The 12,223-nt window shown below is 49.3% G+C and carries 10 protein-coding genes; 7 read left to right on the top strand and 3 right to left on the bottom strand.

The annotated features are described in order from the left end of the window. Both HOK28_07020 and HOK28_07015 read right to left on the bottom strand, forming a co-directional pair. On the bottom strand, positions 1-561 hold a 561-nt coding region (locus tag HOK28_07020), incomplete at its 3' end, for a hypothetical protein (GenBank protein ID MBT6432826.1). Positions 562-661: 100 nt separating this feature from the next. Continuing rightward, positions 662-1,306 carry a hypothetical protein gene (locus tag HOK28_07015; GenBank protein MBT6432825.1) on the bottom strand — a complete coding sequence of 215 codons (645 nt, stop codon included), beginning with the start codon at positions 1,304-1,306 and terminating at the stop codon, positions 662-664. A gap of 246 nt (positions 1,307-1,552) precedes the next feature. Here HOK28_07015 and HOK28_07010 point away from each other — a divergent pair, with 246 nt between their 5' ends. The 5 genes from HOK28_07010 to HOK28_06990 all read left to right on the top strand — a co-directional run bounded on the left by HOK28_07010 (position 1,553) and on the right by HOK28_06990 (position 7,509). Continuing rightward, positions 1,553-2,182 carry a hypothetical protein gene (locus HOK28_07010; protein ID MBT6432824.1) on the top strand — a complete coding sequence of 210 codons (630 nt, stop codon included), beginning with the start codon at positions 1,553-1,555 and terminating at the stop codon, positions 2,180-2,182. Between the two features lie 74 nt (positions 2,183-2,256). Beyond that, positions 2,257-3,132 (top strand): PhzF family phenazine biosynthesis protein, encoded by an 876-nt coding sequence (locus tag HOK28_07005; protein MBT6432823.1) that lies wholly within the window; start codon positions 2,257-2,259, stop codon positions 3,130-3,132. Next, on the top strand, positions 3,132-3,971 hold the full coding sequence (locus HOK28_07000) for a DUF108 domain-containing protein (GenBank protein ID MBT6432822.1): 840 nt from the start codon (positions 3,132-3,134) through the stop codon (positions 3,969-3,971). Before HOK28_07005 ends, HOK28_07000 begins: the two co-directional genes overlap by 1 nt. 129 nt (positions 3,972-4,100) lie before the next feature. Next, entirely contained in the window at positions 4,101-6,407 is a 2,307-nt protein-coding gene (locus HOK28_06995) for an MMPL family transporter (GenBank protein MBT6432821.1), read from the top strand. A 10-nt stretch (positions 6,408-6,417) separates the two neighbouring features. Beyond that, entirely contained in the window at positions 6,418-7,509 is a 1,092-nt protein-coding gene (locus HOK28_06990) for a hypothetical protein (protein MBT6432820.1), read from the top strand. 1 nt (position 7,510) lies between these two features. Here HOK28_06990 and HOK28_06985 read toward each other — a convergent pair whose 3' ends face one another. Continuing rightward, complete coding sequence (locus HOK28_06985) at positions 7,511-9,136, bottom strand: AMP-binding protein (GenBank protein ID MBT6432819.1); 1,626 nt, start codon at positions 9,134-9,136, stop codon at positions 7,511-7,513. Positions 9,137-9,292: 156 nt separating this feature from the next. Here HOK28_06985 and HOK28_06980 point away from each other — a divergent pair, with 156 nt between their 5' ends. Both HOK28_06980 and HOK28_06975 read left to right on the top strand, forming a co-directional pair. Beyond that, positions 9,293-10,258: a UbiA family prenyltransferase gene (locus HOK28_06980; GenBank protein ID MBT6432818.1), complete on the top strand. Its 966-nt coding sequence runs from the start codon at positions 9,293-9,295 to the stop codon at positions 10,256-10,258. Continuing rightward, a partial coding sequence (locus HOK28_06975; protein MBT6432817.1) for a phosphoenolpyruvate synthase occupies positions 10,249-12,223 on the top strand: 1,975 nt, incomplete at its 3' end. The genes HOK28_06980 and HOK28_06975, both read left to right, overlap by 10 nt.

Raw genomic sequence — 12,223 nt, 5'->3', positions numbered from 1 at the left:
CGCGTATTCTTGATAGGTGACCTCTTCAACATTCTCAGGACTTGAAACATCGAAAACATAAAGTCCGTAGCCGGTGACATTACTAGAGTTGCGACCTGCGCGTCCTTTGCTGGTGCCCACGATGTAATCGTTGTTGATAATCGCGAGGTGTTCGAGCTTGCCTTGTACATCTCCAAGAACCTCAAGCGTGTCGGCGCTGAGGTCAAAAACTTCAAGCCCGGGTGTGCCGCATGTGAAGGCAAGTTGAGTCGCTTGATTAATTTCAAGGTTGACCATGTGGCGCCGGTTGCCACCTCCGCCGCCGCCACCGTTTCCACCTCCACCAAAGCCGCCGTTAGTGCTGGCTTCTGGGATGATAACCAATGGGTCATCGGGTAGAGGGCTGGGGGCATTGCAGCCAGTTGGCGGCGTAAGCCAAGTCACTTCGGTTGTGGGTTCTGACGGGTTTTCAGTGTCGTCGCTGGTGGGATCGGTATCGGGGGCATTGGCATCGTCCCCAGAGTCGGACGAGCATCCCATAAACGCGAGGCCAATAATCAAAAGCCAGTAGGTTGTTCTCATATGAGGCATCTCCATAATGGTACAATGCTACAACTTACGAGTTTGTTAAAAGTTTCGCTTTATTTAGATTTATTCTCTTCGAGGGACGGCTGGCTGGAGATTAGGTCAATGATTCGGCTTCTTTAATGGAGTTGAGGTCCGGCTTGGGGATTTCAGGCTCACCGGAGTTTTTGCGAGCGGCAGACTCAAGTTCTTCAGGGCTACGAAGGTTGGAGGTAGGTTTCGGCGCCGTAAGTTGGGGGCCGCGGGCAATTCTCGACCGTTCTAGTTCTTCTGCGGGTTCCACCTCGCTTTCACCTGGCTTGAGGTGCGGATTGGGCTTGGTGGGGATTGCAGAGGGTTCAGAGTCTTGGCCGTATCCAAGCAGTGCCATGGCCGTAACCGCGATATTGGCTCCAAGCCCAGCGGCTGCGAAGCCTGCTAAAATAACCAATGGAAGGGCAGGTCCAGCGAAAGCGGCAACCAGTAAAGATGTGGAGACACCAGTGGCTATGCCTGCTGCGGCTGCAATCGTTTTGATTCGAGCGGAGTTCGTTTTGGGAATGAATTTGTCATACCAAGGCTTTTTTTCGTCTGTTTTTTCAGTTGGCTTCGATTCACCAGGTTTAACCGGTGAGATTTCGATGCTGTCCTGAGCAAACGGGTCCACGGTACCTGGAGATTGAGTGCCTTGTGTAGGCGTAGATGTAACCGGTCCTTGATTGGCTGGTTCGATGGTGACCGGAGCGTTATTGGCTATTTTCATTTATGACCCTTTGGTTGGCTTCTTTATATTATCGGCAGGATGGCTTTTGGGTTAGTTCAATTTGCATATGATTTGATCGTTTTTTGGGTACCGGTGAGCCTAGATGGACATGAATTTAACAAAATCAACTACTTACGTCTTTGTTGGAAATGTTGAGCTGGACGTACTCGGTTGATTGAGCTTGCATGAAATGGGGGCTTATTTGCTACCGTTTTAATTGCGTTAGATGTTTGGCAGGAGGGCGCCATGGGCCAGATTGAACCGATTAAACCGCCGCTCGGTGGTCCTGAGTTGGAATGCAGCTTCGCTTACCGCGAACTCAGGGTAGAGCACTTACTTAAATTGATTCCGACCGTTTATGAAAACGGGTTTGTGCTGGATCCCGACCGGGTGTTTGCGTCACCGGACCCAGACGATATCGACCCGCCGCTGCTTCTGGGGATGGATAATATCGAATCGGTGATTGATGCGGCGAACCGGCTTCATGCCGTGCAGGTGACTGTCTGTTTCATTGGAGAGCTTGCCGGTCTGAAAATGGGATTGGCGATTACGCTGCGACTGGATTGTGGTGTGGCGATGGTTTCCGTACCAGAAGACATGCTCTGGGCGTTTAGTGGAGACCCAACCAAGGCCGAGATTTCCCGGCTCAAGGCCTATACAAAGGTCTGCCAGGAGCTTGCGCGCTCATTTCCGCCGGCATTTGCTCACCTTGATACAGAAGGCGTGAATCCCGAGGAATTAACAGTCATGAAGTCTGAGCTGGTGAAAGGGATGGATCCCTATCATGAATCGATTTTTGACGATGAGGATACGCTTTCAAGGCTGCTGGCTTGGTATACCGAGCATAATTCTCAGCAATGGCTCCATTGGACCTGATTCTAAGCATTTCTGATCTGGACAATGCCCAGATGATGTCGTCATAGTCCCGCTCAAATTGAGTGGAGACGGGTGTGACTATACTTTTTCAAGTTCAAGCATTTACGAAAGATGGGGCTGGTGGCAATGCCGCGGGGGTCGTCTGTGATGCGGGCGGGCTTTCTGTTCCTGAAATGCTCTCGATTGCAGCCAAGGCCGGTTTCAGTGAAACAGCTTTTGTTTGTGAGAGTGAATCTGCAGACCACCGAGTTCGGTTCTTTACACCCACCCGAGAAGTGAATCTTTGCGGGCATGCAACCATCGCCACCTATCATTTGTTGCTGGAGCGTAAGCTCGTTGAGCCGGGGAGCTATTCGATGGAAACGCTTGCCGGAGAGCAGAGAATCGAGGTCAGCGAGGATGGCTTGGTCGCGATGACCCAAAACCCGCCTACATTTGGCGAAGTATTGGCGCCGGAAGCAGTTGCGCCAGTGTTGGGTCTGGAAGCTCAAGATCTGATGGATAGCTCAAAAATGCCCGCTCAAATTGCCTCCACAGGGCTTCATAAAATCTTTGTTCCGGTGAAGTCGTTGGATGTATTGCAGCGTGTCGTTCCCGATTTAGACGGCATCGACAAACTAAGCCGCTCGGTGGGTGCCATTGGAACTTATGTGTTTTCGCTGGAGTCGGTCGCTGGCGGTACGGCGCATTGTCGAAATTTTGCTCCTGTGGTGGGTATTCAAGAGGATTCAGCTACGGGTACATCGGCCGCGGCACTCAGCTGTCTCTTGTACCAATATGGTCAGGTGAGCGCTGCGCAGGCAGGCTCTGGCCTTGTTTTTGAGCAGGGATACGCTATTTCGCAGCCCTCTGAAATTGTTGTTCGCCTGGGCCTTTCAAACGACGCCATCTCTGAAGTATGGGTCGCCGGCCGGGCTCAAACGGTATCCGGCGAACCGGGAGTGAAATGATGACCACAAAAAGAAGAATCGGTTTGGTTGGCTTTGGCAAGCTGGGACAGTTTATTGCCGAGGCAGTACTCAATGATGAAGCCATCAGCGCAAATTACGAACTGGCTTTTGTGTGGAACCGTAATCAAGCGGCGCTCGAAGGAACGATTCCTGCCGAATTGCAGCTGGAGAATTTAGGTGATTTCGCCTCGCGTAAGCCAGATGTGATTGTTGAAGTGGCACATCCAGCTATCTCAAAAGAGTACGGCACACAGTTCTTGGATTTTTGTGATTACATGGTGGGTTCACCCACCGCTTTTGCAACCCTCGAAATTGAGCAGACTCTCCGGGCGGCTGCGGCCAAACCCAACGGGAATGGGCTCTATGTTCCTCGCGGAGCGCTGCCGGGGCTTGAAGAAGTGTTGCGTATGGTTGAATCGGGTAAACTAGCTGCCGCATCGATTGCAATGCATAAGCATCCGTCGAGCCTCAAGTTTGGTGGTGTGTTGAATCCGCCACTGAGTGAAACCACGGCTGAACGCGTGATTTACAATGGTCCTCTACGAAAGCTCTGCGTCTTGGCGCCCAACAACGTGAACACGATGGCAGTACTGGCTATGGCAAGTGAGCTTGGCTTTGACGCGGTGCAAGCTTCTTTGGTGGCTGACCCATCCCTGGAGCATCACATCACTGAGGTGAAGCTCTTTGGCCCAGACGATGGTGGTCCCCGGTATTGTTTGACCCTTAATCGAGAGAGCCCTGCGGGCCCAGGTGCTGTGACCAGTACGGCCACGCTCACCAGCTTCCTGAAGAGTGCTTTAGGCTCTCAAGGCCGCGGCGATGGTGTTTATTTCGTTTAGTTGATTGCAGGTAGGTAAATGTAGTCTAGCCTTTTCGATGTTCTCTCTTTTCAATTCTTTCTCGCAGCATAGAAACCCGCTACCATCTTCTTGGCGATGCACGCCTAAGTGCATGTGCTTGCAGGAGGAATGGAAGTCTTGCTCGAAACATTTTTAAAATTTCGTTGGGCAGCTTTTGGCTTGTTGGTGGTCGTGGCGGGTGCTGTATCACCTGGTCTTGAAACTGCCATGGTTCCAGATAACGCACTGACGGTTTGGTTCCTGGAGACGGATCCGAAACTCAAGGAGTATTACGCATTCCAGGACGATTTTGGGAATGATGAAGTTATTCTTCTAGAGGTTCAAAGACCTGATGGGATTTTCACCAAGGAAGCTTTAGAGCAGATCAAGACACTGAGCGAGCGCCTTAAGAGCATTCAAGGGGTTGACCGCGTAAGTTCCTTGGTAACCCTAGATGATTCCTTCTTGATTGACGGTGCGCTTACCTTTGAACGAGCTGTTCCCGAGGAGATTCCAACCGACCCTGAACAACTAAAATCCATTGAAGAGCGACTTGTTAATAACATGCTCTTTACAGGGCGGTTGATAAGTCCAGATGGCAAACGTGCCATGCTTTGGGTGCAAATGGGTGAGGTGAGTGAGATTGACGTTCGCCGGGACGCCATTGTGGCGCAAGTGAGGAATGTCGCCGATGAAATTCTTGGAGACACACCCCATCCAATGGGTGGTATCGGGGTTATCTATTCTGGATTGAATGTTGAAACGCAGGCGGATGCTGGAACGTTTGTGCCGTTGTCTTATTTACTTCTCTTTATAGCGCTCTGGTGGGTTTTTAGGAGTATGCGGCTGGTATTGGCCGCATTGGGTGTGGTGACGTTATCAAGTGTTGTCTGCTTGGGTATTTATGGATTGTTGGGAAATCAAATCAATACGGTAACGGTTGTATTACCTAACCTTATCATTGTGATTGGGTTGGCTGATGCTGTTCATTTTCCCGCCGCCTTTGCTCGTGAGCTAAGAGACGCATCGGGGCGGTCTCGTTTTGATATTGTTAAAGCTTCCATCGGACAGGTTTTTGTTCCGTGTTTGTTTACCACGGTTACGACGATGGTCGGATTTCTGGCGCTGGCTACTTCTCCAATGGATGTGATTCGGAAGCTGGGTATCTACGGGGCTTTGGGTATTGGGGTCGCATTGATTGCTTCGGTGGTCTTTATGGCAGTTGTTTTCTTTTACATGCCTGATTCGGTTCGTGAATCGAGACAGCCGTGGATCATGAATTTTCTCAATAAGCTCTCAGCTTTATTGGTGAATAATACAAGGTTGGTTGGGGCCCTGGCTTTATTTGTTTCTCTGGTGAGCCTCTATGGAGCCAGCTTGGTGGTGAGCGATACCGACTCGATCGGTTATTTGCCGGATACCAGCCGAGTTGTTCAAGACCATAGAGCATTAGAGGCTGGTTGGGGGCTTTATACTCCGTTTGAGTTTGTGGTGACGCCGTCGGATGGTTACAAAGCAAACAGTCCCGAGATTCTTAACGGTATTGAAGATTTCGTGAAAAAAGCTGAGGAACTTGAAGCTGTTCGAAGCGGCTTTTCTCTTACGAAAATCTACAGGCGGATGTCTGAAGTTCTGGGTGCAACGCCTGAGATGTTGACTCAGCCAATGAGTTCGGGGATGGCGGCACAACTCGGAATGGTCTTGGATTTTCAGCGGTACGAGTGGGACACGAATGAACCCGAGTATCATGATAATATCTTAGCACCATTTCGAAATCAGGATGCCTCTTTGGGCCGAGTAACGTTGATTGTGCCTCAGATGACAGCCAGTGGATTTGCTTCAGTCTATGCTGACTTGGAGCCTATCGCCAAAGAGAGTTTTGGTGAGTACGCCAGCTTGGAGCCAGCGGGATATATGCCGCTCTATATCACGATTATCGACTATGTATTGCAGTCTCAGATCACGAGCTTCTACTTAGCATTGTTCTTAATCTTCTTGTTGATGCTCGTCTGGTTGCGCTCTTGGCGGTTAGCGTTTGTCAGCCTGGTGCCCAACGTCTTTCCCGTTGTAGTGATGATGGGTGTCATGGGCTTTCTGGGCATTCATCTGGATTTGGGTACAGCTACAGTAGCTGCGATTGTTCTTGGTGTTGCCATCGATGACACTGTTCATTTTCTTCATTATTGGCGAGAGGCTGAAAGTAAGAAAATGAGCTGGGAGGAGTGCTTGAAGTATACATTTGAGAGAGCAGGTGAGCCGGCTACGGTTACCACAGTTCTCTTGATGGTTGGCTTTCCTGTATTAATGTTGGCTGGTGTCAGTTCAGTTGTCTATTTTGGTCTGTTGACCACAATAGCGGCGCTGGCGGCTATTTTCGCTGATGTGATTATCCTGCCGCTTATATTAAAATTAGCAAGACCAGCTTGGGACAAGTAGGGGAAACATAATGTGGGATCCAAATGGTAGTTTACCCGATGAATTCTTAACGCTTCCATTTCAAGTGTATGCTGATGATCCGCTGTGGCATCCAGAAGGCTCTCAAAGCGTTGGCTTTTCATTTTCAAGCCACAATCCATATTTTCTAAAAAGCAAAGCTTGGGTTGGCGTCGATGCGGGTAAGGCACGTTTGGCTGGTTTTCATGACCCTGATCTGAGAATCGATGGTGTGAAAGTTGCGTATTTCGGTTTTTGGGAATCATTTGATGAGCTGGCTCCTAACAAGAAACTATTCTCGGATTTCGAGGCGTGGGCCAAAAGTATGGGAGCCGAGAAGGTATATGGCCCGATTAATTTTTCTACCTTTAGCTCTTATCGTATTCGTTTAAACACGTTTTCTGGAGGTGCATTCCCTGGGGAGCCTTATAATCCTGGGTACTATGCTTCTTTATTGGAGCAATTGGGGTACAGCTGCTTTCAGAAATATATTTCTCAAATGCTTGAGATGGGCACCACGGCAGAAAAAGTGGAGCGTAAAAAATCTAGTTTCAGAATAGCGCCAGAGGCAGAAGCATATTCATTCGAGCTCATGGATGGGCCGATGATGCTTCAAGCATTGCCTGAAATCTATGAAATGGTGGACGCTATTTTTGGAAACAACCTGGGCTATACGCCCATTCCCTATGAGCTGTTTGCAATGGCGTGTGGACAGCCTTATGCGAAGCGCTTGTGTAAAAAAACCTCGGTGATGGTGCGTTCTCCTGAAGGGGAATTGGCCGGTGTCTTCTTAACCTTTCCGGATTACGGTCCCTTGGTCGCTCAGGGACATCCCGAGGCGAAGCCGCTTTCTGAAATTAGCTTTGATATAGACTTTGAGCGCCTAGAGACGAAAAGCTTGCTTATGAAGACAGTGGGGGTGTCGCCCAAATTTCGGAAGCTGGGTTTACACAATAAGATGCTGCTTCATTTGGTTGAGGAAGGGAACAAGCATTATTCCCACGGGGTAGGTGCTCTGATCAGTGAAGGCAATCCATCGGCTCGGTTCTTTTCTGATATTACCACCGAACTTCGTAAGTATGGACTTTATGTGAAGGAACTCTGATTTAAGATTTGTCTAATTGGGCGCGCAGTGTCGGACGGTCAATTTTTGAATTGTGACGTCCATCAACTGCCATTTTCTCGACGAATTCCACATCGATGGCTTTCATACCGCGGGCAGCAAGCCGCTCTAAAATTTCAGTTTTGACGCTCTCGGGGTTTTCACCTTCCATTAGCTGAACATAGATGTGTCCGTTGGGCGCTCGTTGTGAAGATACAATCGCACTTCTGAAGATTTGCGGGAGCCCATCAAGCTCCGCTTCAATGGGCAACGGCTGAATCATTTTTCCATAATGGCTTACTGCGTCTTTCAAGCGACCCGTTAGCCAGAGCATACCATTAACGTCAAAGTAGCCGACATCTCCTGTACGGTGCCAAATGCTTCCATCTGGTTCTGGAACCTTGTTTTCAAGATTGGCTTGTGGGTTGTCGATGTATCCTCGATTAACGTGGTCGCCTCGAACGATGATTTCTCCAAGGCTTCCTTGTGGTTGAATATGGGGTTTTACACCTTCCGGCCCGATTTTGGGCGGTTCTTCGGGAAATTGGACGATGACAATTTCTGAGACGGTGGCAACTTTGCCGGCCAGAAAACCATCGCCTTGGCCGTCTAACTTAATCACATCTTCAAAAAGTGCTTTGGCCATGGGTTCGGCTTCTGTTGAGCCGTAGACGGCATAGCCCTCAACATTCGGAAACGAGTCGAGTAGTGTCTGACAGAGATCAACGGATACAGGAGCACCTCCCGTAAAGCAGCGAATCATGGTTGGGATCGTTATATTTTCTTTTTTGAGGTAGTCTCCCAAACGCCCCATAAAAGCCGGCGCAGCACCCATGCTGTTTACGTGCCAGCTCGTTATCTGATCGTATAAAACTTTAGGGTTCACAGCTGCCGGAGTAGCTAAATTTACCGCGGGCATCACGCTGCTGGCCCCACAGCTTAAGTTATGCAGCGCAACTACCGGAAAGCTCTGAATTTCGATTTGGCCTTCAAAATCGGGCAGTGATGCTCGAAATGCTTTGTGTTGGGCCATTAAAAAACCATGGGTTCGGTTCGCGCCTTTCGGTGCACCTGTGCTCCCTGATGTGAAGGTGATGAGAGCTTCGTCTTCTGGGCCGCGTGTAAGTGCCTTGGCTACAGTCGCACCGCAGGCTGTTAATTTATCGACGTGCTTTACGAACCATCCAGCTTTATCTACCGAGAACTTTTTCGGGATGCGTCGAAGCTGCTTAATCATGAACCGGTATTTGAGCAGTGCGTGCATGGTGATGATGCCTTTAGCATTGGCTGTTTCCATGGCCGACTTAATGCGTTCTGTGCCCATCCCCGTATCGATTAGGACGACGGTGAGACCATTGGCTAAAATGGCCATAATCATCGCGAAAAAGTCCGCAGAGACTGCAAAGAGCAGTATCACGCGGTCTCCGGGCTCAAACCCTTCGGCTTCGAGGCCCGCTCGGAAGGTCTGCATACGCTCCATGAGCTCTTTGTAGGTGTAAACCTGCTCTTCGAGAACACGTTCCTCGTCCCATTTGGTGGGTACGACAATCGCTATTTTATCTGGATGTTCGTGAGCATGGTGAAGCGCCATATTCACAACATTTCCATTTGCAATCGATGAGTCCGGCATCGCTTATCTCTCTAAAAAACGTAAGGATTGGTTGGAACCAAGTCCAATTCTCAATAACATTATACAACCGGATGACCCGGCTATTATTTCGTCGCTTTTTCAGTTTAGCGGATGAAGCAGCTAGGTCCAAGCTCGGTTTTTAAAGGGGACGACTAGATGAGTGAGAATACATTAACCCGAGCGGATCCGTGGATTAAACGTTTTCTTGCCTGGGCAAATGAACGGTTTCCTTTGGCGAATGTAATTCTCACTTTTGTGTTGTTCACGGCCGCAATTTTATTCAGCCGTCTAATCAATAGCGAAGCTGGGCAACCTATCCAAGTGGGCATCAACGATTTGGTTGCTTATCTTGCGTACTACGGTTTCTTCTTCATGCTTCGAGTATTTGATGAGCATAAAGATTACGAACTCGATTGTCACAACCATCCAGAGCGAGTGTTGCAGAGCGGATTGATAACGCTCAAAGATTTAAAGATCCTGTGTGTTGTTGCCATCGCCGGCCAAGCTTTAATTTCAGGGTGGCTTGATGGGTGGACTCTTGGGACTGTTTTATCGGGATGGTTGGTGGTCATCATTTGGAGCTCTTTGATGGCTAAAGAGTTTTTCATTGGCGAATGGTTAAGTAAGCGCCTCTTTCTTTATGCTCTTTCGCACATGGTTGTTATGCCTATGGGATTGATTTGGGTCGTGGCGATGGGAAGTCCTGGTCAACCCATCGAACAGGTAGTGTATGTGCTGGCAGCCTTTTCTTTTGTTTCTGGTTTCACTTTTGAGGTCTCTCGGAAAATCAAAGCACCTGATGATGAGCGTGATACCATCGACAGCTATACCAAGATATTTGGTACCAAAGGCGCGCCGATGGTGGCATTTAGTTTGGTGATTACCGGTGCACTTGTCTTGTGCTACTTGATGAATTCCATTTTGCCTGAACTCCACGTCGCCTTTTACGGGGTTGTTCTTTTGATTCCGGTTTTGGTGGCTTCACCTTATTTAAAGTTTATCAAAGAGCCTAACTCTGAATTGCCCGATAAAATCGAGGCAGCTTCAGGCGTAGCGCTCTTGCTCAGCTATGTCATTTTGACAACAGCTATTATCACAGAGAGTGGTCTTACATGGGTGTAGTTCAATCGTCGCAGGCTTTTGAAGCAGGAGAAGAACGGGTTGGTGGTAAGGCCATCGGCCTTGCGCGCCTAACCAATGCGCAAGCTCCGGTACCACCATGGTTTGTGGTTGCAACGGAAGCTTTTCATCACCATTTGAAATCGAACAATATCGGCGATGTGATTCAAAAGAGCCTCGATGTGGTCAAAGCGCTTGATATCAAGGACCCAATCTCTTTGCGAACCATCGGAGAGCAGGCTGAAATTATCCAGGCTGCGATTAAAGATGCTCCATTGGATGGTGCATTACTCGATGAAATAACTGGTTCGGTGAAAACTTTGGGAGACAGTGAACTCGCAGTTCGAAGCTCTATGGTAGGCGAAGACAGTGCAGAGCACTCTTTCGCTGGGCAGCTTGATTCGTTTCTCTTTCAAAAAACGCCAGAAGATGTGAGCCGCTCGCTGCGTGCGTGTTGGGCTTCTGCTTTTGGTGATCGCTCCATTGCGTACCATATGCGCGCAGGGCTTCCACTGGATAACATGCGGGTTGGCGTTGTGGTGCAGCGTATGATTGATGGCGATGTGTCGGGCGTTATGTTTACGGCCAATCCATCTAATGGACGCCGGGACGAGTCTTTGCTGACGGCAGCTTGGGGCCAGGGCGAGGGAATTGTTTCTGGTTTGTGCAACACCGATGAGTTTGTGTGGGAACACACAGGTAAGGAGCTGAGCGCTCAGTTGGTGGACAAAGACATCAAGGTAGCTCGCACGCCAGATGGGTCACCCGGCACAGTAGAGCTTGAGGTAGACGAGGCGCAGCGTAATGTACGTTGTTTGGATGAGTCTTTGGTGAATAAGATTTGCGCCGAAGGGCTTCGGGTGGCGGAGAATTTTGGTTCCGCTCAAGATATCGAATGGACCATGGAGAAGGGTGAGCTTTATTTTGTTCAGTCCCGTCCCATTACGAGCTTGCCTTTGCCTGAGAATAAAGAAGGCCCGTTGGTTGTTTGGGATAACAGCAACATTCAAGAAAGTTATTGCGGTGTGACTACGCCCATGACCTTTACCTTCGCCAACCGGGCTTACACCTTGGTTTACAAGCAGGTACTTGAAGTTTTTGGTCTGCCGAAGCCAGTGATTGATGAGTTTGAGCCCAATCTTCGAAATATGTTGGGAATTGTAAAAGGCCGCATCTATTACAATATCAACAACTGGTACCGTTACTTACTTATCGCTTTACCGGGCTTCGGGACCAACAAAGCCGATATGGAAAAGATGATGGGTCTCACAGATCCAGTGGATTTGGTTGAAGACCAAGTGCTCACAACTGGCGAGAAAATCAAACGGTTGCCGATGATTTTCCGGGCGCTCTGGCGGCTTAAGAGCGGCTACCGCGACTTGCCAAGAAGTGTTCCTTATTTTCTGAATTACTTCCAAAATTTCTACAACAAGATGGACCGCAAGTCGTTTGAGACGGCTTCGTTTTCCAAGCTAATGGAGTTGATTGATAGTCTGCGGACGGAGTGCTTAGTGCACTGGCACACGCCGATTATCAACGATTTCTACGTTATGCAGACCAACGGTAAGCTTGCTCGTATGCTCGAGAAGGCAGGCTACGATGAGCCAACCGCCATGCAAAACAGTTTGATTTCTGGGGAAGAAGGTATTGAGTCGACCGAGCCTACGCGTTTTCTTATGCGCATGGCGAAAGAGGCGCGCTTAAACGATGCCATTGGGAAGCTCTGCATAGAGGGCGATCCACTCACCTGTATTGCCAACTTGAAAGAGAGCTTTCCCGAGTATGGCGCCAAGATAGACGATTATGTGGAGCGCTACGGTGACCGCACCATGGGCGAGCTAAAGCTTGAGACAATTTCGCTGCGCGAGGACCCAAGCTTTGTGATTGAGGTGATTCGCAACTTCATCGACCGCCCGGATATCGATCCCGATAAGTTGGCGGCGAATGAAAAAGATTTACGTTACAAGT

The sequence above is a fragment of the Deltaproteobacteria bacterium genome, assembly GCA_018668695.1.
Taxonomy (GTDB): domain Bacteria; phylum Myxococcota; class XYA12-FULL-58-9; order XYA12-FULL-58-9; family JABJBS01; genus JABJBS01.
Note: the sequence above shows the minus strand (reverse complement) of the source record. Positions and strands in the feature narration are given on the sequence as shown.

Excerpts from the sequence above, each read along its gene's own strand:
- HOK28_07015 (MBT6432825.1), bottom strand. The coding sequence starts at position 1,306 with ATGAAAATAGCCAATAACGCTCCGGTCACCATCGAACCAGCCAATCAA.
- HOK28_07010 (MBT6432824.1), top strand. The coding sequence starts at position 1,553 with ATGGGCCAGATTGAACCGATTAAACCGCCGCTCGGTGGTCCTGAGTTG.
- HOK28_07000 (MBT6432822.1), top strand. The coding sequence starts at position 3,132 with ATGACCACAAAAAGAAGAATCGGTTTGGTTGGCTTTGGCAAGCTGGGA.
- HOK28_06995 (MBT6432821.1), top strand. The coding sequence starts at position 4,101 with ATGGAAGTCTTGCTCGAAACATTTTTAAAATTTCGTTGGGCAGCTTTT.
- HOK28_06990 (MBT6432820.1), top strand. The coding sequence starts at position 6,418 with ATGTGGGATCCAAATGGTAGTTTACCCGATGAATTCTTAACGCTTCCA.
- HOK28_06985 (MBT6432819.1), bottom strand. The coding sequence starts at position 9,136 with ATGCCGGACTCATCGATTGCAAATGGAAATGTTGTGAATATGGCGCTT.
- HOK28_06980 (MBT6432818.1), top strand. The coding sequence starts at position 9,293 with ATGAGTGAGAATACATTAACCCGAGCGGATCCGTGGATTAAACGTTTT.